Origin of the sequence: Flavobacterium panici (assembly GCF_903819335.1) — a bacterium.
Lineage (GTDB): Bacteria > Bacteroidota > Bacteroidia > Flavobacteriales > Flavobacteriaceae > Flavobacterium > Flavobacterium panici.
The window spans coordinates 65268-88823 of the sequence record NZ_CAIJDE010000062.1; the positions used below are offsets into that span (position 1 = coordinate 65268).

The 23556-nt window shown below is 33.4% G+C and carries 23 protein-coding genes and 2 tRNA genes; 11 read left to right on the plus strand and 14 right to left on the minus strand.

Going from position 1 to position 23556, the window contains the following annotated elements; genetic code table 11:
* Nucleotides 1-53: 53 nt before the first annotated feature.
* The 3 genes from FLAPXU55_RS20205 to FLAPXU55_RS20215 all read right to left on the minus strand — a co-directional run bounded on the left by FLAPXU55_RS20205 (nt 54) and on the right by FLAPXU55_RS20215 (nt 2559).
* Nucleotides 54-725 carry a copper homeostasis protein CutC gene (locus tag FLAPXU55_RS20205; RefSeq protein ID WP_180860784.1) on the minus strand — a complete coding sequence of 224 codons (672 nt, stop codon included), beginning with the start codon at nt 723-725 and terminating at the stop codon, nt 54-56.
* 92 nt (nt 726-817) lie between these two features.
* Nucleotides 818-1141 (minus strand): GIY-YIG nuclease family protein, encoded by a 324-nt coding sequence (locus FLAPXU55_RS20210; protein ID WP_180860786.1) that lies wholly within the window; start codon nt 1139-1141, stop codon nt 818-820.
* 410 nt (nt 1142-1551) lie between these two features.
* Complete coding sequence (locus FLAPXU55_RS20215; RefSeq protein ID WP_180860788.1) at nt 1552-2559, minus strand: 3-oxoacyl-ACP synthase III family protein; 1008 nt, start codon at nt 2557-2559, stop codon at nt 1552-1554.
* A gap of 265 nt (nt 2560-2824) precedes the next feature.
* Here FLAPXU55_RS20215 and FLAPXU55_RS20220 point away from each other — a divergent pair, with 265 nt between their 5' ends.
* Nucleotides 2825-5236, plus strand: a complete 2412-nt coding sequence (locus tag FLAPXU55_RS20220) for an alpha/beta hydrolase family protein (protein WP_180860790.1) — start codon at nt 2825-2827, stop codon at nt 5234-5236.
* Nucleotides 5237-5347: 111 nt separating this feature from the next.
* Here the strand turns inward: FLAPXU55_RS20220 and FLAPXU55_RS20225 are convergent, their stop codons facing one another.
* The 3 genes from FLAPXU55_RS20225 to FLAPXU55_RS20235 form a co-directional block, all read right to left on the minus strand.
* A complete protein-coding gene (locus tag FLAPXU55_RS20225) occupies nt 5348-6298 on the minus strand; it encodes an ABC transporter ATP-binding protein (RefSeq protein ID WP_053472440.1) in 951 nt (316 codons plus the stop codon).
* A 105-nt stretch (nt 6299-6403) separates the two neighbouring features.
* The gene (locus FLAPXU55_RS20230; protein WP_053472441.1) at nt 6404-7099 is read right to left on the minus strand and encodes an OmpA family protein; all 696 of its coding nucleotides are present in this window, start codon (nt 7097-7099) and stop codon (nt 6404-6406) included.
* A 17-nt stretch (nt 7100-7116) separates the two neighbouring features.
* Nucleotides 7117-7617, minus strand: a complete 501-nt coding sequence (locus FLAPXU55_RS20235) for a lipocalin family protein (protein WP_053472453.1) — start codon at nt 7615-7617, stop codon at nt 7117-7119.
* Between the two features lie 202 nt (nt 7618-7819).
* Between FLAPXU55_RS20235 and htpG the strand changes: the two genes are divergently transcribed.
* The 6 genes from htpG (at nt 7820) to FLAPXU55_RS20265 (ending at nt 15384) form a co-directional block, all read left to right on the plus strand.
* Nucleotides 7820-9703 (plus strand): molecular chaperone HtpG, encoded by a 1884-nt coding sequence (gene htpG / locus FLAPXU55_RS20240; protein WP_053472442.1) that lies wholly within the window; start codon nt 7820-7822, stop codon nt 9701-9703.
* Between the two features lie 239 nt (nt 9704-9942).
* Complete coding sequence (locus FLAPXU55_RS20245; protein ID WP_180860792.1) at nt 9943-10620, plus strand: hypothetical protein; 678 nt, start codon at nt 9943-9945, stop codon at nt 10618-10620.
* Between the two features lie 204 nt (nt 10621-10824).
* A complete protein-coding gene (locus FLAPXU55_RS20250; protein WP_180860795.1) occupies nt 10825-12096 on the plus strand; it encodes a patatin-like phospholipase family protein in 1272 nt (423 codons plus the stop codon).
* Nucleotides 12097-12221: 125 nt separating this feature from the next.
* A complete protein-coding gene (locus FLAPXU55_RS20255; RefSeq protein WP_180860798.1) occupies nt 12222-13043 on the plus strand; it encodes a hypothetical protein in 822 nt (273 codons plus the stop codon).
* 134 nt (nt 13044-13177) lie between these two features.
* Nucleotides 13178-13912 carry a DUF4369 domain-containing protein gene (locus FLAPXU55_RS20260; RefSeq protein WP_180860800.1) on the plus strand — a complete coding sequence of 245 codons (735 nt, stop codon included), beginning with the start codon at nt 13178-13180 and terminating at the stop codon, nt 13910-13912.
* Nucleotides 13913-14127: 215 nt separating this feature from the next.
* Entirely contained in the window at nt 14128-15384 is a 1257-nt protein-coding gene (locus FLAPXU55_RS20265) for a hydroxymethylglutaryl-CoA reductase (protein ID WP_180860803.1), read from the plus strand.
* A 130-nt stretch (nt 15385-15514) separates the two neighbouring features.
* Here the strand turns inward: FLAPXU55_RS20265 and FLAPXU55_RS20270 are convergent.
* From FLAPXU55_RS20270 to idi, 7 genes are all read right to left on the minus strand, one after another.
* Nucleotides 15515-15588 (minus strand) — tRNA-Thr (locus FLAPXU55_RS20270).
* A gap of 114 nt (nt 15589-15702) precedes the next feature.
* Nucleotides 15703-15776, minus strand: a tRNA-Thr gene (locus FLAPXU55_RS20275).
* A gap of 76 nt (nt 15777-15852) precedes the next feature.
* Nucleotides 15853-16119 carry a hypothetical protein gene (locus FLAPXU55_RS20280; protein WP_012022371.1) on the minus strand — a complete coding sequence of 89 codons (267 nt, stop codon included), beginning with the start codon at nt 16117-16119 and terminating at the stop codon, nt 15853-15855.
* A gap of 57 nt (nt 16120-16176) precedes the next feature.
* On the minus strand, nt 16177-17148 hold the full coding sequence (locus tag FLAPXU55_RS20285; protein WP_053470928.1) for a type I phosphomannose isomerase catalytic subunit: 972 nt from the start codon (nt 17146-17148) through the stop codon (nt 16177-16179).
* 63 nt (nt 17149-17211) lie between these two features.
* A complete protein-coding gene (locus FLAPXU55_RS20290; RefSeq protein WP_053470927.1) occupies nt 17212-17670 on the minus strand; it encodes a peroxiredoxin in 459 nt (152 codons plus the stop codon).
* A gap of 3 nt (nt 17671-17673) precedes the next feature.
* The gene (locus FLAPXU55_RS20295; protein ID WP_053470926.1) at nt 17674-18084 is read right to left on the minus strand and encodes a 6-carboxytetrahydropterin synthase; all 411 of its coding nucleotides are present in this window, start codon (nt 18082-18084) and stop codon (nt 17674-17676) included.
* Nucleotides 18085-18105: 21 nt separating this feature from the next.
* Nucleotides 18106-18633 carry an isopentenyl-diphosphate Delta-isomerase gene (idi, locus tag FLAPXU55_RS20300; protein ID WP_180860805.1) on the minus strand — a complete coding sequence of 176 codons (528 nt, stop codon included), beginning with the start codon at nt 18631-18633 and terminating at the stop codon, nt 18106-18108.
* A gap of 295 nt (nt 18634-18928) precedes the next feature.
* On the opposite strand from idi, the gene msrB reads away from it, so the two are divergent.
* Both msrB and msrA read left to right on the plus strand, forming a co-directional pair.
* The gene (msrB, locus tag FLAPXU55_RS20305; protein WP_180860808.1) at nt 18929-19483 is read left to right on the plus strand and encodes a peptide-methionine (R)-S-oxide reductase MsrB; all 555 of its coding nucleotides are present in this window, start codon (nt 18929-18931) and stop codon (nt 19481-19483) included.
* 7 nt (nt 19484-19490) lie between these two features.
* On the plus strand, nt 19491-20108 hold the full coding sequence (msrA, locus tag FLAPXU55_RS20310; RefSeq protein WP_180860811.1) for a peptide-methionine (S)-S-oxide reductase MsrA: 618 nt from the start codon (nt 19491-19493) through the stop codon (nt 20106-20108).
* 55 nt (nt 20109-20163) lie between these two features.
* Here msrA and FLAPXU55_RS20315 read toward each other — a convergent pair whose 3' ends face one another.
* On the minus strand, nt 20164-20601 hold the full coding sequence (locus FLAPXU55_RS20315; protein WP_053470922.1) for an META domain-containing protein: 438 nt from the start codon (nt 20599-20601) through the stop codon (nt 20164-20166).
* A 272-nt stretch (nt 20602-20873) separates the two neighbouring features.
* Here FLAPXU55_RS20315 and FLAPXU55_RS20320 point away from each other — a divergent pair, with 272 nt between their 5' ends.
* Nucleotides 20874-22277, plus strand: coding sequence for an aminopeptidase P N-terminal domain-containing protein (locus FLAPXU55_RS20320; protein ID WP_180860814.1), 1404 nt, complete (start codon nt 20874-20876; stop codon nt 22275-22277).
* Between the two features lie 182 nt (nt 22278-22459).
* Complete coding sequence (locus FLAPXU55_RS20325) at nt 22460-23419, plus strand: quinone oxidoreductase family protein (RefSeq protein WP_180860817.1); 960 nt, start codon at nt 22460-22462, stop codon at nt 23417-23419.
* Nucleotides 23420-23556: the final 137 nt, after the last annotated feature.

Genomic DNA, 23556 nt, shown 5'->3' on the forward strand with positions numbered 1-23556 from the left:
TAGAAAAAAGCCTGAAGTTTGCCAGCTTCAGGCTTTTTTATTTTTTGTAAATACTATAGAAAATTTTTCAATTCTTTTATTTCTTCGGGATTTGCAGTTTCTGAATTGTTTGTAATTGCAGAGGAATGATAAAAAGTCAAATCTAATCGTTCCTGTAATAATTTAATATTTGAAGATCGCAAACCGCCGCCCGGCATTATTTCGATTCTGTTTTTAGCAAGGTCTTGTATTCGTTCCAAAGCTAAAATTCCTTCTTCTACATTTATCGCCTGTCCCGAAGTCAAAATCGTTTTAAACCCGCAATCGATAATATCTTCAAGAGATTTTTCTACATCTTTGACCACATCAAAAGCACGATGAAAAGTACAAGGAAGCGGATGTGCCAAATGCACTAATTCCCTATTCTGTCTTTTATTAATATTTCCGCTGTCTTTTAAAATTCCAAAAACAAAACCATCAACACCCAATTTTTTATACTGTTTAATATCTTGTTTCATTTCTACAAGCTCTTCATCAGAATAAACAAAATCGCCGCCGCGAGGTCTAATGATAACATGCATTTTAATATTTAAGCTTTCGCGGACTTTCACTACTAAAATAGAGTTTGGAGTTGTTCCACCAAGTTTCATGTTTTCGCATAACTCAATTCGATCTGCACCATTTTCCTGAGCTATTATGGCAGATTCGTAATTAAAGCATGCTATTTCTAATTGATTTTTTTTCATTGTAAATTATTTAAAAGGGCTTCGACTTCGCTCAGCCTGACTGATATTAGCCCCAAATGTCACCCTGAGCGAAGTCGAAGGCTAATTTACTACTAAACCTCCTTTTTATAAAAATTTTTATGACTTGTTTTATTTAAACATTCTGATAACTTTTTTAAATCTTCCCACTTATCATTTATTATTGCTTCTTTCTTTTTCCTACTCCAGCCTTTTACCTGCTTTTCAAAAGCAATAGCTTGAATCACATCATTAAATTCAGTACAGAAAACTAATTGTAAAGGTCTTTTATTAAACGTATAACATTCTGTATTTATACCATAATTGTGTTCATTTAATCTTCTTTCAATATTATTTGTAAATCCCGTATAATAACTATTATCAGAACATTTTAGTATATAGACGTAATATTGTTTCATTTTATTTAAAAGTTTTATCATAAAATAAAAGTAAGAAAAATATTTCTTTTACGTGTTTTATTAAGCCCCAATTGTCAGGCTGAGCGAAGTCGAAGCCCCGCTCCTATTAGCACGCCCTTTACTTAGCGCATCTAACAAAGTTTATTTAGTGAAATTGATAGTTTGTCAATTGGGACGTGGGCTTCGACTTCGCTCAGCCTGACAAATCGTTGAGAACAAAAAACACTATCTTAAATCAATAACCCGGATGTCATCATGAGCGAAGTCGAAGGCTCGTAAGAAAGCTTGCCAATTGGAACGGGGCTTCGACTTCGCTCAGCCTGACAGATCGTTACTCATCTAAATAAAGGGTATAAAAAAACCTGGTCCAAAACGAAGCAGGTTTTAAATATAATGTAAGATGAATTAATTTACCATTTGATGATTGCACTTGCCCAGGTAAATCCACTACCAAAAGCGGCTAAGACAACGGTATCACCAGATTTGATTTTACCTTGTTCCCAAGCTTCTGTCAAAGCGATTGGAATAGATGCTGCAGTTGTGTTTCCGTATTTCTGGATATTGTTATGAACCTGATCATCGCTTAATTTGAATTTATTCTGAATGAACTGAGAAATTCTCAAGTTGGCCTGATGCGGAATCAACATATCGATATCTGAAACCTGAAGTCCGTTTGCTTCTAAACCTTCGTTGATTACTTCAGCAAAACGAACCACTGCATTTTTAAATACAAATTGTCCGTTCATGTAAGGATAATAACTTTCGTCATTAGGGTCATTATCTGCTAAAATATCAGTTACCCAGCGCGCTCCCATTCCAGGTGCCTGCAAAGCCAATTCTTCGGCGTGCTGTCCTTCTGAATGTAAATGCGTAGATAAAATACCTTTTGTCAAATCTTCTTCACGGCTTAAAACTGCCGCTCCTGCTCCATCTCCAAAAATAACAGAAACCCCGCGTCCGCGAGTAGTCATGTCTAATCCGGTTGAATGAACCTCAGAACCAATAACCAAAATATTTTTATACATTCCGGTTTTAATATATTGATCAGCAACAGAAATAGCATAAACGAAACCAGAACATTGGTTTCTAACATCTAAAGCCCCAACAGTTCTTAATCCTAAATCACGCTGTACTAAAACTCCAGGTCCTGGAAAATAGTAATCCGGGCTTAATGTAGCAAAAACTACAAAATCAATATCTTCTTTGGCAATGCCAGAACGTTCTATAGCAATTTTAGCAGCTTTTACACCCATTGAAGTCGTAGTATCTTCTCCACGAATGATATGTCTTCTCTCCTGAATTCCTGTTCGTTCCTGAATCCATTCGTCATTGGTATCCATTATCTTAGACAAATCATCGTTTGTCACAACATTTGAAGGAACATAATATCCTAAGCCTGCTATTTTTGAATGATACATATAATATTGTTATTTGTTAAAAATTTAGAATGCAAATTTACGTATACTTTAAAACATAAGAGTACAAAATACTATTTTTTTCGGTATTAGCAATTTAATATACTTTAATTATCAGACTGTTTAAAAACAATTACTTTTTGAAAAACCAGTTTATTGAGGAATTCATTGAAAAGAATGAAAAATAAGATTTAAAATGTAACAAGACTAAAGTATCTTAGACAAACATTTTGAATACCATTTTTTTTAAACCCAAAAAATTCAACTCATGAAATTAAAGGTTACGTTGTTCCTATTTTTAAATATCGGTTTTTTCTCTTTTGCCCAAGAGAATTTAACTTACCAAAAGCCTTCTAAATCTATTTTAGATCTGGCCGATTACCAAAGAGCTCCAACCGTTTCAATGGACACAAAAAAAGAAAATATGCTTTTATTGTACCGAAACACATACAAAACTCTTGACGATTTAAATCAGGACGAAATTCGTTTAGCCGGTATACGAATTAATCCGGTTACCAATATATCAAGTACAGTAACATATGTTAACAATTTGAAACTTAGAAAAATAAATGGTAAAGAAGAAATTCAGGTTTCAGGTTTGCCGCAAAATCCAAAAATTGCCAATATTCTTTGGTCGCCAAACGATAAAAAAATCCTGTTTTCTCACACTACAACTACTGGTGTTGAGCTTTGGGTTTTGGATGTAGCATCGGCGCAAGCCACAAAACTTACAGAAGCAACTGTAAATGCCAATCTTGGAAATCCATTTAACTGGTTTTCAGACAATGAAACAATTTTGGTAAAAATGCTTCCAAAAAACAGACAGCCGCTTTTAGATTCTAAAAAAGATTTACCAACCGGCCCTATTATTTCTAATACATCTGGAGAAAAATCTCAAAACAGAACGTATCCTGATATGTTGAAAAACAAAAATGACGAAGCTAATTTCGAAACCAGCGTTACATCTGAATTATACAAAGTCAAATTAGATGGTGATGCTGTTTTATTTAAAGAAGCTGCGATGTTTGCGGGCGAGAAAATTTCGCCAGACGGCAATTATATTATGCTGACTACCATTCAAAAACCATTTTCGTATGTGGTGCCTTTAAACAGGTTTCCTTCTAAAACGATTGTTTATGACATTAGAGGAAAAGAAATTAAAACGGTTAACGAAGTCCCGCTGAATGAAATTATGCCAAAAGGTTTTATGGCTGTTCGAAAAGGAAAAAGAGAAATGGCCTGGAGAAATGACAAACCTGCAACATTATCATACGTAACGGCTTTAGATGAAGGAGATCCTGCAAACAAAGTAGATTTTAGAGACGAAGTTTTTCTTTGGGATGCACCTTTTGATAAAGAAGCTGCATCATTAGTCAAAACACCTCAGCGTTTTAATACCATTACTTGGGGAAATGACAATGTCGCCGTTGTTTCTGATGAATGGTACGATACCCGAAATGAGAAAACGTATTTGATAAATCCTGCAGATGCAAATCAACAGCCAAAATTAATAACCGACAGAAATTCACAAGATGTTTACTCTGATCCCGGCGTTTTTGAAACCAGAAAGAATGAATACAACAAATATGTTTTAGCCCTTGAAAAAGATAATTTATATCGAATTGGAGATGGTTATACAAAAGATGGCCAGTTCCCTTTTGTTGATGAATTTAATTTAAAAACATTAAAATCAAAACGTGTTTATACTTCGCCTTACAAAGATAAAAAAGAAGAAATTTTAGAAATTGAAGATTTTAAATCAGGTAAAGTCCTGGTTCAGATTCAATCAAAAACAGAATATCCAAATTACTTTTTCAGAAACATTAAAAAACCAAATAGTTTAACTGCAATAACTGATTTCAAAAACCCATTTGAAAGCATTAAAAATGTCAGCAAAGAGGTAATTAAATACAAACGTAAAGATGGACTGGAACTTTCGGGAACTTTATACCTTCCTGCGGGGTATGACAAGGCTAAAAAAGAAAAACTGCCTTTATTAATCTGGGCTTATCCGGCAGAATATAAAGACAGAAACAGCGCTGGCCAGTCCACTCAAAATTCAAATGAATTTACGTTTCCGTATTATGGATCGTTTGTGTATTGGGTTACAAAAGGATATGTTGTTTTAGATGATGCTGCTTTCCCAATTATTGGCGAAGGAACTACAGAACCAAACGACAATTTTATTTCACAATTAGTTGATAATGCCGAAGCTGCAATTAATGCTGTAGATGCTCTGGGATATATTAACCGTAAAAAAGTAGCTATTGGAGGGCATTCATACGGTGCGTTTATGACTGCAAATTTATTGACACATTCCAATCTTTTTGCTTGCGGAATTGCTCGAAGCGGTGCTTATAACAGAACACTGACGCCTTTCGGATTTCAATCAGAACAGCGTAATTACTGGGAAGTTCCGGAAGTTTACAATACTATGTCACCATTTATGAATGCCGAAAAAATGAAAACGCCAATTTTATTAGTTCATGGTGAAGCTGATAATAATCCTGGGACTTTTACTTTGCAGACCGAACGTTATTTTCAGGCTTTAAAAGGTTTAGGAGCGCCTGCAAGAATGGTAATTTTACCGAAAGAAGCACATGGCTATGTAGCCAAAGAAAATATCCTGCACTTACTTTGGGAACAAGATCAGTTTTTAGAAAAATATTTGAAAAACTAATTTATTTCTTAAACGATTATAAAAAGTAAACCCGACAGTTTCAAAAACTTGTCGGGTTTACTTTTTTAAAGATCAAAAATTATCTAATTATCTAATTGGCAAATTATTTCATTAAAGATAATTCAGTCCAAGAAATATTTCCTGTTCAAGCGGCAAATCAATTTCACTTTCAAAAAATATTAACTGCCTTTTATATACGGTTTCAACTAAATAATGTCCTCCCCTAAAATAAGTTCTTCTAATTTTTACTGGAAGTTTAGATTCTGAAACCATTTTAAACTGATGCGGATACACTAATGTTTTATGGGTTTCATCTTCATACGGAAGTAATAAATGTGTTGCTACTTCATTTACTTCTCCAAATAACGAAGCTACATATTTAGTCTGCGGGTCTTCGTATATTTTTGCCGGATCGCCTTTCACGATAATTTCTCCGTGTCGCATTACAATCGCTTCATCTGCAAAAGATAAAGCATCTGTACTGTCATGCGTTGCAATAATGCAGGTGATTCCTTTTTGTTTTAAATATTTAAATAAGTTTCTGCGTAAAGCATTTTTACGGAAAGCATCAATCTGGCTGAAAGGTTCGTCAAGCAAAATTACTTCTGGTTCTAAAGCCAAAACTCTCACCAAAGCTACTCTCTGCTGTTGTCCGCCGCTCAAAAATTTAGCTTTAACATTAGAAAATTGTTCCATTTCTACCATTTCCAATAATTCCTGAACACGAAGTTTTTTCATGTTTGCAAAACCGTTTGAAAGAAACTTTCCAACATTCTCTGCCACAGTTTCATATGGAGACAAATCGAAATCCTGCGCCAGATATTTCATATATGGCATTCCCGGAATCAAATTGTATTTTGGCCCCAGAATAGGTTTTTCGTTATAAAATATTTTGCCTTCGTCTAAATCGAACAAACCGTACATAAGCTTTAACAGCGTACTTTTTCCACAACCGCTTTCGCCAATAATGGCAATATTTTCGCCTTTATTGATCGAAAAAGAAACATTATTTATAACTGGTTTATCAGTATACGAAAAAGATATATTTTGAATATCAAGCATGTGTTGTAATTAGAGAGGTCAAATTTACGATGTTTAATTTCTAAAGTCAAAAAAAAGCTGCTTCAATTATGAAACAGCTTTTTTTATATTTTATTTTATCTGAAATTACTTTCCAGCTTCAGCTTTTGCATCGTTAACCATTTTGTCATTTGCTGTAATAGAGAATTCAACACGACGGTTTTGGGCTCTTCCTTCCGGAGTATCATTTGTTGCAATAGGATCAACAATACCTAAACCTGAAGTTTTAAAACGGCTTGATTTTAATCCTTTTGAAACTAAATAAGACTGTACAGAAGCAGCTCTTTGTCCAGAAAGTGTCAAATTATATTCTGGTTTACCTGTATTATCAGTATAACCAAAGATTTGAATATCAGTATCTCCGTACTCATTAAAAACAGGAACTAATTTATCTAAGTTTGCTTTTGCCTGAGGAGTTAAAGTTGATTTGTTTGTATCAAAACGAACAGCGTTTTCATTTAAAGTTAAGTGAATTCCTTCACCTACTCTTTCTACAGACGCACCTGGTAAAGCCTGATCAATTTCACGGGCTTGTTTATCCATTTTGTTACCAATTAAGGCTCCGGTTCCACCACCTACAGCAGCTCCAATTGCAGCTCCTAAAGCAGCGTTTCCGCCTTTTCCTAAATTATTTCCTAAAATACCTCCAATAATACCACCGGCAACTACACCAATTCCGGCACCTTTTTGAGTATTGTTTGCGTTTTTAACTGAATCGCAGCTTGTAAATAAACTAACTAATACAAGTAAACTACTTAAACCTAAAACTGTTATCTTTTTCATTTTTATCCTTTTTAATATTAATTAGCTCTTTGAAATTGGTACGTAACATCTTTTGTTTGTCCGCCAACATTGATATTGTCGATTAACTGAAAAGAGTTATCCGTTAAACCTGCAACTTTTAGTAAATACCCAGATTTTACATTTTTAGATTTCAATCCCGGATCTACAATTTTTAGAACAAAAAGTCCCTGATTGTTAATACTCCAAACAATTGGAGAAGTAAAAGCTGTACAATTTGGAGAATTTAGATTCATTGTACCTTTGTTATTGTTTGAAATAAAATTCCAGGTACTGCCAATAAAACATTTAGAATCTGCAAGATCAAATGAAGTTACTTTAATATAATCAGAACCTGCATAAGATACATTAGTAAGTACCCAGTTCCCTTTAATAGCGACTTGAGTAGGTCTGTCAAGTTTAGTCGAAAGCGTTGTTGCTTCTGTTGAAGCTGTAGACGAAGATGATTTGCACGCGAATAACACTGTAGCAATCATGCAAATGAAAATTATTTTCTTCATTTTGTACATTTATTTAAGTTAATACTTACACCTTTAACAATTAGTGTACCACAAATATACGATTCATTGAAATATTAACAGTTCCAAAATCTAATTATTTTCTTTCAAAATTAACATTTACGACAATTTGTCACCTAAAAAAAATTGGTATTTTATTTGACTAAATGAAAATCATCAAGTTAAATTCAAAAAATAAAAAAATATGACAACAGGTAAAATTAATGTTTCAGTAGAAAACATCTTTCCCTTAATCAAAAAGTTCTTATACAGCGATCACGAAATCTTTTTACGTGAGCTGGTTTCAAACGGAACTGATGCTACATTAAAATTAAAACATTTAATTAGTATTGGCGAAGCTAAAGTAGAATATGGAAATCCGGTTATCGAAATTAAAGTAGATAAGGAAGGTAAAAAAATCCATATTATCGACCAGGGATTAGGTATGACAGCTGATGAAGTTGAAAAATACATCAACCAGGTTGCTTTTTCCGGAGCTGAAGAATTTTTAGATAAATACAAAGATTCTGCAAAAGACTCTGGAATTATTGGTCACTTTGGTCTTGGTTTCTATTCTGCCTTTATGGTTGCAGAAAAAGTAGAAATCATTACAAAATCATACAAAGATGAACCTGCTGCACACTGGACTTGTGACGGAAGCCCTGAATTTACTTTAGAGCCAGCTGACAAAACTTCACGTGGTACAGAAATCATTTTGCACATTGCCGAAGATTCTTTAGAATTTTTAGAAGATTCTAAAATCAGCGGATTATTGAATAAGTATAACAAGTTTATGCCTATTCCAATTAAATTTGGAACAAGAACAGAAACACTTCCAAAACCAGAAGACGCTCCGGAAGATTACGTTAATGAAACTATCGAACTTGATAATATCATTAATAATCCAAATCCGGCTTGGACAAAACAGCCTTCTGAATTATCTGATGAAGATTACAAAAACTTCTACAGAGAATTGTATCCAATGCAGTTTGAAGATCCTTTGTTCAACATTCACTTAAACGTAGATTATCCGTTTAACTTAACTGGTATTTTATATTTCCCTAAGTTAGGTTCAGATATGCAAATCCAGAAAGATAAAATTCAATTGTACCAAAACCAGGTTTACGTTACAGATAACGTAGAAGGAATTGTACCTGAATTTTTGACGATGTTAAAAGGAGTTATCGATTCACCGGATATTCCGTTAAACGTTTCTCGTTCTGGTTTACAGGCAGATGGTGCAGTTAAGAAAATCTCTAACTATATTACTCGTAAAGTAGCCGATAAATTAAAAGCTTTATTTAACGAAAACCGTGCTGATTTTGAAGCAAAATGGAACGATATTAAAATCGTTTTAGAGTACGGAATGCTTTCTGAAGATAAATTCTACGAAAAAGCAGGTGCGTTTGTTTTATACCCAACGGTAGACGATACTTATTTTACTTTAGAGGAATTAAAAGAAAAACTAAAAGAAAACCAGACAGATAAAGATGGTAAATTAGTTATTCTTTATGCCGGAAACAAAGATGCACAGCACTCTTATATTGAAGCAGCAAAAGAAAAAGGATACGAAGTATTGCTTTTAGATTCTCCAATTATCTCGCATTTAATTCAAAAAATTGAAGGCGATAACAGCGATTTGACTTTCGTTCGTGTAGATTCTGACCATATTGATAACTTAATCAAAAAAGACGAAAACACGATTTCTAAATTATCTGATGAAGAAAAAGCAGCATTAAAAACTTCATTAGAAGCTTATATTCCTAAAGCATACAGCGTTCAGCTGGAAGCTATGGACAGTCAGGCAGCTCCATTTATTATTACGCAGCCAGAATTTATGCGTAGAATGAAAGAAATGAGCCAAACAGGCGGCGGCGGAATGTTCGGAATGGGAAATATGCCGGAAATGTACAATCTGGTTGTAAACACTAATTCTGATTTAGCTTCAAGTATTTTAAATACAGAAGATAAAACGCATCAGGAACATTTGGTAAAACAAGCTTTAGATTTAGCTAAGTTATCTCAAAACCTTTTAAAAGGTGAAGCGTTGACTGCTTTTGTAAAAAGAAGTTTTGAAATGATCAAATAAGATTAAATAATAATCTCTCCAAAAGCCTGCAAGTTTTTACTTGCGGGCTTTTTTATTTTTATAAAAAACAAAATCATAAAAATTTAAAAAATAGAGTGTTTTGCATGTAGTGATTTAAGAAAAATCACATATTTTTAACTCCGTTTTCTTTAATCTTTTTTTCTATTACAAACAATAGAAACTTATAACCGGAGCGAGCCAAAAATCCCAAACAGAGTAGGCAGATAAATTATAAGATTATGTTTTACGTAAGACTAAACAAATTAAGAATCATCAAGAATGGTGATATAATAGGAAAAGGTGAAATCCAATTCATGAGTTTTATAAACCAATCAAATGATAGTTTGCCGAATCTAAACGAATTTTTTGAAACCAATGATGAAGATCGAAAAAAAGAAATCATTAAAGATTCTGTATCAAGGGTTATTCAATCCCGAATTTTAATGACTATCGACAAAGTAAAAGATAAAAGTATTATCACCTTTGGAGACACAGGGTATATTGTTTATAAAGACGAAAAAATCCCGAAAGATTTTAGCTGGCAGATCGTGGCTGTTGAATTAGATAAAAAAACCCGTGATAATGCCGGATTGATCAAATCAGTCTTGACAGATTCTAATGTAGACACGATTACAAAAGGAATACAGGCGCTCGCAAAAGGAAGTAACCCTGTTAGCGGAGCTGTTGTTGAACTTTCTAAATTAGTTGTTGGTGTAATTTTAGATATCGCAAAAAATAAGAAAGACGACCAAATTGGCTATTACCTGACTTCTTTTATTGAAAAATTAGATTATCCAAACGGAATTAGAGACAGACAGGACATTCCTGATTTAACCGGCAATATGTTTGTAGATTATTCCATTTTTGGATATCTGGATTACGCAGTCGAAGCTGTTGAAAATCTAAAAACATTATAAACATCTCCTCAAAATATTTTTAAATCCTGCAGATTAATTTCTGCGGGATTTTTTTGCTCTATACTCATTTCAACAATTTAAAAAAAGGGTAATTCTCCCCTTTTATGCCGCTAATCGAATTTGTATTTTTACATACCTGAAAATCAAATAATTAAATAAAATTATTTTGTAAAAAACAAACCCAAAACCTAAATACTGGAAATCATGGAGAAAACGAAATTTACAGAAAACGGTGAAGTCTTAGCAATCATAAAAGATTTAAAGGAACAAATTAAAGAGAAGAAAAAGAAATTCTCTGATATTGTAGATGCAAATGGTAACGAATATGTAGATTTAGTTCAGGAAGGCGGCGGTGTTCTTGGTGTTGCATTGGTTGGATATGTTTATGTTTTGGAACAAGTAGGAATTCGGTTTTTAAGTTTAGCCGGAACTTCTGCCGGAAGTATTAATACCATGCTTATGGCGGCTGCCGGACCAATTGATATTACAAAGTCAGAATGGATTTTAGAATGTTTATGTAATAAAAATTTATACGATTTTGTAGATGGCGATCATGATGCACGCGAATTTATTGACGCCTTATTAAGTGATGCCGGAAATCTTAAATTAGTTATGAAAGGCTGTCAGGTTGTAGATAATTTTAAAGATGATTTAGGATTAAATCCCGGCACTAATTTTCATCAATGGATGACTAATTTGCTTTCGCAAAAAGGAATTAAAAATTATGGTGACTTAAAAGCACTGCGAGAAAAAGGTGTTTCAAACGACAATAAATTATTTAGAATTAACAAAGTAAAACTTGGCGATAAAGAAGATTATACGAGACAAGATCATTGGAGTGAAATAGCCATAATAACCGCTGACATAACTACAGAAAGCAAAATTATTTTCCCTAAAATGATTGACTTGTTTTATTCTAATCCAGATGTTCAAAATCCTGCCGATTTTGTGAGAGCTTCCATGTCGATTCCGCTATTCTTTACTCCGTTTAGAATTAAAAATATTCCCGGCGGTATTGAAGCCTGGAATAAATGGAACGAAGCAACATGTTTACGTGCTTCGGTTCCGTCAGAAGTTATGTTTATGGATGGCGGGATAATTTCAAACTTTCCTATTGATATTTTTCATGAGAATATGAATGTTCCGGCATCACCTACGTTTGGTATAAAACTGGGATATGATAAAAATGAAATCAATACAAACGAAAAAATAACCAATGTGATAAGCTCTATGTTTGACACCGCGAGATTTGGTTATGATTCAGAATTTTTAAGAAAAAATCCTGATTTTAAAAACCTTATAGGATATATCGATACCGGAAACCACAACTGGCTGAATTTTAATCTTACGGATGATGCCAAAATTGATTTGTTCATTCGAGGAGCGCAAAAAGCGGCAGAGTTCTTAAACAAATTTGATTGGGAAGAATATAAAAAAATCAGAAAAGCCAAAAGCGAATATTACAAAACCGTTTAAAAACAATTGATTTACAAATAATTAAAAACCAAAATCCTGAAAGTAGAATTTTCAGGATTTTTTTTGTGAATTATTTTTTTTATTACATTTGAATGCCTTTAATCTAATCTTAAACAAAAACCAATATGAAAAAAACGGCTATTTTACTTTCTGTAATGTTTGCTTCGGCATTTATTTATGTTTCATGTTCGAGCAGCGATGAAGTTGTCAATCAGGCAGACACAACTGCTGTCAGCGCATCTGTTGTAATTGACGCTATAAATGAAATGGATATTAAAACAGGATTGACTGTAACGAATACAAATCCTGCGGCAAAACTATCCGAAGCTTCTCCCGAAGCTTGCTACAATATTGCGGTTACAACTCCAAACGGAACTCCTTATCCAAAAGTTTTTACTGTTGATTATGGTACAGGCTGTACGATAAATCAAATTACAAGAAAAGGAAAACTAAAAATTACGCTTTCTGGTCCGGTAATTACAACCGGAAGTAAAATGACGATAGAAAGAATCGATTATTCTATAAACGGATTTAAACTGGAAGGAACTATAGAATATACTAACACAACTACTGTTGCAACTGTACCGCAATGGAGCAGAAAAGTAACAAACGGAAAATTTACAGATTTACTGGGAAGAGTTTTTACAAATTCAGGAATACACACCATAAAACAAACTGCTGGTGTTGATACTCCATACGTATTAGAAGATAATATTTATGAAATGCCTGAAGGAACTCATACTGTAACTACAGAAAAAGGAGGAACTTTGACTTTAACTGTACAGGAAACCTTAGTTAAAAAATATTCCTGCGAGTATGTTTCTAAAGGAAAATTAAAAATTCAGGGCGGATATTTAAATGGTGTTATAGATTATGGAAACAATGACTGTGATGCCAAATATACGTATACGCATGAAGATGGAGCGATTTACACTTTAGTAATGTAACCAATTCATTTTTAAAAAAATATACAGATCCCAATTTAGAAATAGATTGGGATTTTTATTTTTTAGAAAAATTAACGGTGACTTATTTACATTCAAACTATTTTCTTTATTTTGCACCAAAATCCAATAAACTAATGAAAAAATCAATTATTGCCTTTGTTACTCTTGCACTGCTTGCATCGTGTAACAAAAAAGAATCTGCTGCAGACAACTTACACCTTACAGGAAATATAAAAGGTTTAAAAACCGGAACTTTATATATTCAAAGAATTGTTGATACATCGCTTGTTGCTATCGACAGTGTTAAAATTGACGGAAATGCTTCTTTTGAAAGAGACATCAAATTAGAATCTCCAGAAATGCTTTATCTGTTTCTTGATCGCGGCGTAACGAATTCTTTAGACAATAATATTTTATTTTTTGCTGAACCGGGAAATATCAATATTGATACTAATTTAGATAATTTCATTTCGAGTGCAAAAATTACAGGATCTAAAAATCAGGAATTATTTGAAGAATACAAAAAAGTAAATTCTCGTTTTATCGATGAGAATTTATCAATGGTTGAAGCAAGATTTAAAGCAATTAAAAGACAAGACCAAAAAGCAATTGACAGCATTGACGCAAAACAACAGTCAAATATCAAAAGAAAATATTTGTATGCTACAAACTTCGCCATTAACAACAAAGATCACGAAGTATCACCTTATATTGCTTTAGCAGAGATATATGATATTAATATCAAGTTTCTTGATACAATTCAAAAATCAATGACTCCAAAAGTAGCACAGTCACTTTACGGAAAAAAGCTTACCAAATATGTAGCTGAAATAAAAAAAGAAGAACAAAAAACAAGCGTAAGTGAATAACAAACAATAACTTACATTTAAAAATACTCGGTTTGAGTCAAAGTTTAATCCTGTTTTATTTAATAGAACAGGATTTTTTTATGCCTTTTTTCAAGCTTTAATCAAAATTAACATAAATATCTGACAATTAAATAATTATGAATTAAAAAGTCAGAATTTACATCGTTAATAAGTTGATTTGTAATACCTTAGCTGCAATCTTAAAAAAATAAGCTATGAAAAACTTAACCAGTAATATCAGTCGTCCAAAATATGATTATATAGATTCATCTGTTTTAGATAAATTGGAATCTTACGATCATCAACTTTCAAAAGCAGAAAGAATACCTGATCAGGATCCATATTCTATAAATGGTCAAAAACTACGTTTGAATTTCATACGAAGTACACTTAATTTAGACATGGACTTCATATCAGGTGAAAAAGTATTTAATAATAACGAAAGCCTAAAAGGCAATATTGAAAATTATATTGGAATGAGCCAGATTCCTACCGGAATTGTTGGCCCATTGGTACTTAACGGAAGTGCAGCGCAGGGAGCTTTTTATATACCGCTTGCTACTACTGAGGGTGCACTTCTTGCATCTTACAACAGAGGCGCAAAAGCATGCAGGGAATGCGGACCAATAACCGTTATTACGCTTCAGGAAGGCGTACAAAGAACACCTACTTTTAAATTTAAAAACTTAATTGAGGCAGGAAAGTTTTCATCGTGGGTTATGGATCACACCGAAACATTTTCAGCCTTAACCAGAGAAAGCAGTAATTACGCCATTTTAAACGATGTAAATGTAAATATAGAAGGCAATATTTCAATTTTAAGATTAGAATATACGTCTGGCGATGCATCGGGTCAAAATATGGTTACTATATGTTCTGACAGGATATGCCAGTTTATACTCGAAAACTGCCCAATAAAACCCGTATTCTGGACTATTGAAGGTAATTTTTCGGGAGATAAAAAAATAAGTCCTTTAAACACAAGAGTTCGCGGAAAAAAAGTTACTGCTGAAATCGTGTTAAAAGAAGAGATCATTAAATCAGTTTTAAAGACTACTCCGGCATTATTGTATGAACAATGGAGAATATGTGTTTCGGGTGCAAAAAAAGCCGGCGTAGTAGGGAGCGGCATGCATCCTTCTAACGGACTTGCGGCTTTGTTTATTGCCTGTGGACAGGATGTTGCCTGTACAGGTGAAGCTTCTGTTGCAGTTACAAGAATGGAAATAATCGAAAACAACGACATTTACTTTGCCATCACCATGTCTAATATGATTGTTGGCACAGTTGGCGGCGGCACTTCATTTCCTACTCAAAAAGAATGTCTTGAATTATTAGGATGCTATGGCGCAGGAAAAAGCGGTAAACTTGCCGAAATTGCAATTGCTTTATGTTTAACAGGTGAGCTGTCAATTTTTGCAGCAATGTCTTCAGGACAATTTACAGCTGCTCATCAAAAATTAGGGAGATAAATAATTAAATCCTAAAAATTTAAATTCCAAATTCCAATCTGTAACATGAAGTTTGGAATTTGGAATTTTTATTATTGGAATTTTCGTTTTTGAGCATAAAAAAACCATCACAATCTGTGATGGTTTTTTGAGCCGATAGAGGGACTCGAACCCACGACCTGCTGATTACAAATCAGCTGCTCTAGCCAGCTGAGCTACATCGGCCTATTTTTTATTACGGGTGCAAAGATAAAATTGTTTTTCATATTTCCAAAAATAATTTCACACCTCTCTCTATAATTAAAAAAACCACCACATTTCTGTGATGGTTTTCCGTTGAGCCGATAGAGGGACTCGAACCCACGACCTGCTGATTACAAATCAGCTGCTCTAGCCAGCTGAGCTACATCGGCCTCATTACGGGTGCAAATATAAAGCGGTTTTTCGTTTTCCCAAAATAAATTTGCACTTTTTTACACTTTTTTTTGCTTACAATGCGTTGATTTTTTCAATCAATTGATTAGCAGTTTGTTCTAATTCAACATTGATTTGTTTGAAGTGTGCTTTTTTATTTTCAACGTTTTTAGCGTTAACTTTTGTAATCAAAGTATCAAATGCAGCGATAGCTTCATCGATTAAAGCATTCGTTTCCGGAGTAGGATTTCCTGTTGTAGACATCTCAAACAAATAAACTGCCTCAATAATATCTCCTAATACAAAATTGATGTCTTTCTTTAAATTCTTAACGTTTGCCATTTTTATTATAATTTTAATTTGCGTCTGCAAAAATACACATAATCTTTAGATTAAGTGCTATGAAATGTAAATTTCTAAAATTGAAGCTTTTCCGTTTAAATTAAATGCATTTATCGCAGCTGGAACTAAAACAGTATCTCCTTTTATATAAGTATGTTTAAATCCGTCGTATTCGATTTCAAAACTTCCTTCAATACACATATAAACCGTAAATGTTTCTCCAGATTTAGAAACTTCTACTTTATCTTCTAACGGAATAAGGTTTGTTGTGAAATAAGGACAATCAACAACTACGTTTGATGTATTTGCTTTTGTATCGTATTTCTTTTGTGTATCAACTTTATTGTAGTTAATTGCATCAAGTGCTAAATCTACATGAAGTTCTCTTTTATTTCCCTGAGCATCTACACGATCAAAATCGTATAAACGATACGTAATATCAGATGTCTGCTGAATTTCGGCAACCACTAAACCGGCACCAATTGCGTGAACAGTTCCTGTTTCTAAAAAGAAAACGTCTCCGGCTTTTGCCTTTACACCATCTAAAATAGAAACTAAAGTATTATCATGTAAATGTTTTAAATATTCCTCTTTACTGGAGTTTTCTTTAAAACCTACAATAATTCTGGAATCAGTATCAGCCTGCATTACGTACCACATTTCGGTTTTACCAAATGAATTGTGACGTTCTTTTGCTAATTTATCGTTAGGATGAACCTGAATTGAAAGGTCTTCGCGTGCATCTAAATATTTAAAAAGTAATGGGAATTGTTTCCCGAAACGCTCGTAAACTCTCGTTCCTAAAATTTCATTTGGAGTTTCATCAATAAGCTCCATTAACGATTTTCCTTTTAAGTCTCCGTTAGCAACAGTACTTACATCGCCTTCGACTGTAGATAATTCCCAGCTTTCACCGGTAATTTTAGAAGTGATTGGTTTGTTTAATAATGTTTTTAATTTCTCTCCACCCCAGATTCTTTCTTTAAGGATTGGTTCAAATTGAAGGGGATATAATTTTTCTGGTTTCATAATTTTTTAAGTTTTTCGGCTAATATTATTAATTAAACAATGATGTAATACTATTTTCTAAATCTACAATACTAATTCTTTTATTATTTCCAGCGCTTTCGGAATATGTTTTGCGGCATTCATACTGTCAAAAATATAAATAACCACTCCGTTCCTGTCAATAATAAAAGTTACTCTTCCCGGCAAAAGTCCGAATAGATTATTTTTCACACCAAAAAGCTGTCTCAATCTTTTATCCTGATCAGAAAGCAAAATGAATGGCAGATTATGTTTATTAGCAAATTTATGATGCGATTTTACACTATCGGCACTTATACCAATTACTTCTGCACCTAATGCTGAAAAATCTTCGTATTGATCTCTAAAGCTGCAAGCTTCTGTTGTACAGCCTGGTGTATTATCTTTTGGGTAAAAATAAATCACTAAAGGTTTTCGTCCTAAAACACTTTTGCTTTCAAAAACTTCTCCGTGACTATCTTTTGCAGTAAAATTCGGAACTATATCTCCTATTTTTAATGACATTTATTATTCTCCTTTATAAGTTACAAAATTGCGGTCTGTTTCATAAAGCACGATTTCTAAATCAAAATCGGGCTGAATTCTTTTTCTAATTTTATTCCATATCACAACGGCAATATTTTCTGCAGTTGGATTCAAATCCTGAAATTCCGGAACGTCCAGATTCAGGTTTTTGTGATCAAACGGAATTTCTACTTCTTCCAGTATAATATCCGCTAATACTTTCACATCTAAAACAAAACCAGTTTCCGGGTCAATTTTTCCTGTAACACTTACTGTTAAACCATAATTATGACCATGAAAATTGGGATTATTGCATTTTCCAAAAACGGCATTGTTTTTTTCTAATGACCAATCTTTCCTATGCAATCGATGTGCAGCATTAAAATGCGCTTTTCTTGATATGGTTACTCTCATTTAGGTCTTTGGTTGGTTTGGTTATAATTTATGGTCTTCGAGATAATGATCAAATTCATCAAAAATTATCTTAAACCATACGGTATAAATTTCGGGCTGTTTTTCAATATCTGCTTTAACATCTTCAATACTCATCCATTTCCAGTCTTCTACTTCATCGGGATTTATATTAGGTTCTTCATTATAATAGCCAATCATAACGTGATCTAATTCATGCTCTGTTAAACCATTATCAAAAGGAGCCTTATAAATAAAATGAAACAGCTCTTTTAAATCTGCTTTAAAACCCATTTCTTCAAACAATCTTCGGCTTCCTGCCTCAATATTCGTTTCACCTTCGCGTTGATGACTGCAGCAAGTATTTGTCCACAGTAAAGGAGAATGGTATTTATGGTGAGCACGCTGCTGCAGCATAATTTCATTTTTATTGTTTAAAATAAAAACCGAAAAGGCACGGTGCAAAACTGCTTTTTCATGTGCTTCTAATTTTGGCATTAAGCCAATTTGTTCATCGTTTTGATTAACTAATATTACGTTTTCTTCTGTCATAAGGCGTATTGATAAAGCAAAAATACGAAAAAAGAAATGGCTATAAAATCCTAGAAAACATTGTGAAAAGTTTAACTACTGATTATTTTTTATAATATTTTGATTTACAACAATCTATGTTTTATTTCAGAACAAAAATCCGCTAAAAATAAGATATAAAAACTACAGCTGTTGGTTTTACGTAAATAATAAAAAGTTAAAACATACTTAAATATATCTGAATTGTAATGTAGGCGACATTTCTAAGCAAAATCTCATCGTATCTTTGAAATTCAGATAAATGATCCAAAAATTTATGAAATCGAAAAACTTAATTTTTAGCCTTTGCTTTTTAATTCCGCTCTTTATTTTACAGGCATGCGGACAAAACACAAAAAAAGAACCTGCAAAAACGGTTACTATGGAAAACAAAATAAGTAAACCCGGAAATCCTTATTATTCAAACACCGATACGACAAAACTAAATGTAAGCAACGCCGAATGGAAAAAGGTTTTGCCCGAAGATGTGTATGCCGTAATGCGTGAGGCGGATACCGAAAGGCCTTTTACCGGAAAATACTGGAACACAGACGAAAAAGGAACGTACTACTGCGCTTCTTGCGGAAACTTACTTTTTAGATCGACCGCTAAATTTTCGAGCAGCTGCGGATGGCCTAGTTTTTTTGAACAAGACAACAAAAAAAGCGTCGTTTATAAAAATGATAATTCACTTGGAATGGAGAGAATCGAAGCGCTTTGCGGACGCTGCGGCGGACATTTAGGCCACTTGTTTGATGACGGCCCGGAACCAACCGGAAAACGTTACTGCATGAATTCGATTGCTCTTGATTTTATTCCTGATAATAAATAATATACAAATGAAAAATATACTTTTAATCTGCCTTTTTGCTTTATCAATAAGCGGTTTTTCACAAAATAAAAAACCAGATTACGAAACTATTACACTTGGCGGAGGATGCTATTGGTGCGTTGAAGCTGTTTACGAAAATCTGGACGGAGTAAAATCTGTTGTTTCGGGATTTTCTGGAGGAAAAACTGTAAATCCATCTTACGAGGAAGTCTGTACGGGAGAAACCGGTCATGCCGAAGTTGTACAAATTACGTATGACAAAAACGTAACGGATCTTAATGAAATCTTTAAAGTCTTTTTTACTGTTCACGATCCCACAACTTTAAACCGTCAGGGCGCTGATGTTGGAACGCAGTACCGTTCTGTGATTTTCTACAAAAATGCCGAACAGAAAAAAGCTGCCGAAAGCATTATTGCCGAATTAAACAAAGCAAAAGTGTACAGTAATCCGGTTGTAACGAAAATCGAGCCTTTTAAAGTTTTTTATAAAGCCGAAGATTACCATCAAAATTATTATGCAAACAATAAAAATCAGCCGTATTGCAGAATGGTGATTCAGCCGAAAATAGAAAAATTTGAAAAAGTTTTTAAAGACAAACTGAAAAAGAAACAAAACAACAGTTAATAAAAAAGGGGAAATGATTTTCATTTCCCCTTTTCTTATATTATAGATTTTAAAACTATTGTTTAGCCACTTTTTTAAATCGCATTACAGGAATTTTGTCCTGAATTAAATTTAGTTTTCCATCTTTATCAATAGAATAGCTTGTAACATTTTTAATTTGTTTTAAAAATTGCTGTTCTCCGCCGCCTTCACAAAACATCATTGTAGTCGGTCCCGCTTCTCCAAAAGTTAAAGATTTTCCGTTTAAAGTATAAGGTGCACTGTAACCGTTACATCCGTTATTTCCATAAACTCTTTTTTCTTTTTCATCAAAAGTAAGCTGCGGTTTTTTATTTGGATACAATCCCTCAAAAGCAATTCTTGGCCCCGAAATATATTCTAATTCCCAAGTTGTATCATAAATATTGGCTGTGCCTTTTGTATCTTTTGACGCCATACACGAAGTTATTAATAAGGTTAAAACCGATACGATTGCAATTGTATACTTTTTCATAAAATTTACTTTTTAAAAATTAATATATTTTGTTTTTTGAAGATTAAATTATCCTGCAATATCACTTTCTCAATATTCATACCTTGTTAGAAACTTTGGCTAAAAAAATTTTACTTTACTATCAGCCAAATTGTAATATTCTGATCTCTAATTTACGCCATTTTATTTAAAACATTATTAACCAAACTCTTAAATTATAATAGGTGATTCTATTTTTTTCGTAATTTGCATCATTCCAAAAAACCAAAAATCATCAATAAAAAATCAAAAAAATGAAGCGATTTCTTTTATTCTTTGCCTTCTTAATTAGTGCATTCCAAATTCAGGCACAAGAAAACCTTCCAACAGATTATCTTTCGAAAGAATTTCACAAAGGCCGCCGCGAAGCTTTTAGAAATCTAATGCCGGCTAATTCAATAGCTATAGTTTTTTCTTATCCGGAAAGAGTTTTTTCAAAAGACGTTAATTACAATTACCACGCAAATCCAGATATGTATTATCTGGCAGGCTATAAAGAACCAGATGCCGTTTTATTGATTTTTAAAGAAGAACAGGGAACTGAAAAATATAATGAAGTGCTGTTTGTAAGAGAACGAAATGCGAACAGAGAAATGTGGACAGGAAGACGTTTAGGAGTTGAAGGTGCAAAATCTAAATTAGGTTTTACAACAGTTTATAATGGAAAAGATTTCAACGATTTTGCTATTGATTTTAAAAAATTCGACAAAATCATTTACGACAATATTCCAACAGATGTTGAAAGCAGTAAAAATATCGACAACTTATATTCCCTATTACAATCTTTCAAAACTAAAGCCGGAATTGAAAAAGAAAATGAAGCTTCTGTAACATTGTTTACTAACATTACCAATTCACTTCGCGAAATAAAAACTCCCGAAGAAATGGTGTTAATGCGCAAAACAGTAAAACTTTCATGTGTTGCACATAATGAAGTTATGAAAGCAGTTGGTCCGGATATGAGCGAAAACGAAGCCGACGGAATTCACGCTTATATTCACAGAAGATATGGTGCCGAAGATGAAGGTTATCCGCCAATTGTTGGTGCCGGAGCAAACGGATGTATTTTGCATTACGGAGAAAACAACGCCGTAAAAATCGACAATCAATTATTATTAATGGATGTTGGCTCTGAATATCATGGTTATTCTGCCGATGTTACCAGAACAATTCCCGCAAATGGAAAATTTACCGAAGAGCAAAAAGCAATTTATCAAATCGTTTATGATGCTCAGGAAGAAGTTTTTAAACTTTGCAAAGAAGGAACTCCTATTCAGGATTTAACTAAAAGATCGAGAGAAGTCGTAGCAGCTGGATTAATTAAGCTAGGAATTATTACAGATCCTAAAGATGCCAGAATTTATTACCCGCACGGTTGTTCTCACTTTCTTGGTTTAGACGTTCATGATAAAGGAAATTATATGGGAACGCTGAAAGAAAATATGATTTTGACTGTTGAACCTGGAATTTATATTCCGGCAAACAGCAAATGTGATAAAAAATGGTGGAATATTGGTGTTCGCATCGAAGATGATATTTTAATCAAAAAAGATTCCTACGAAAATCTTTCAGCAGAATCTCCAAGAAAATGGCAGGATGTTGAAGCTTTAGCAAAACAAAAAAGCACTTTTAATGAAATGAAATTTCCTAAGATATAAATTTGTTTTTTGCCACAGATTAAAAGGATTTTCACAGATTATATTTTAGTTTCGAACTTAAAAAATCTTAATAATCCTTTTAATCTGTGGCAAAAAAAAGAAATCGATAAGCCTCATTTAACTTTTTAAGTGAGGCTTATTTTTTGATTTTTACCGTACTTTGTATTCTAAATTAATTAAAAATGAAAGCACTTACCTTCTCCACTTTTGGAGATTCAAATGTTTTAGAATATATCGAAATCCCTAATCCGCAATTAAAAAACGATGAAATTTTAGTCGAGATGAAAGCCATCGGATTAAATTTTGCTGACGTTTACAGACGAAAAGGAAATTATCATTTAAAAGGAAATCCGCCTTTTATCGCGGGTTACGAAGGTGCAGGAATTGTTGTAGATGCTAATAATCATCCTGAATATAAAGTTGGTGATCGTGTGGCTTTCGCCGATGCTCCTTTTGCCAATGCAGAATTGGTTGCCGTAAATATAAATCACATTCTTCCTTTGCCCGAAAATATTTCGTTTGAAACCGCTGCTTCTGTTTTATTACAAGGTTTAACAGCGCATTATTTAGCAACAGACAGTCATAAAACTGCAAAAGGCGAAACGGTTTTAATTCACGCTGTTGCCGGCGGAGTTGGACAAATTCTAACACAAATCAGTAAACTTCTGGGCGCAACTGTTATTGGGTTAACCTCATCTGCCGAAAAAGCAAAAGTTGGTTTTGATCAGGGTGCAGATCATGTTTTTCTTTATAATGACGACTGGAAATCTCAGGTTTTTAAAGTTGCCCAAAATGGCGTTGATGCTGTTTACGACAGTATTGGAAGTACTTTAAAAGAAAGTTTCGAAGTAACAAAAGAATGCGGTCAGGTAGTTTTCTTCGGAATGGCTGGCGGCGACCCTGAACCTGTAGATCCAAGAATGTTAATGGATGGTTCAAAAACTTTAACCGGAGGCGATTTATGGAGTTATTTAAATTCTAAAGAAGAAAGAATTAAACGCGCCACTCAATTATTCAATTGGATTATTGAAGGAAAAATTAAACTTTCAGAACCAACTTCTTTTAAATTATTAGAAGGAAAACTGGCGCATGATTTTCTGGAAAGTAGAAAAAGTACAGGAAAAATTATTTTGATTCCGTAAATAATAATCTGGGCGTGCCGGTAATCAGTTTTCAGTCTCAGTTTTCACCTTAATCTTGTCATTTCGAGGTACGAGAAATCTTCGCAAGAAACTCCGTCCCTAAAATCGTTAATCTTTGTCGAGCTACTTGCGAAGAT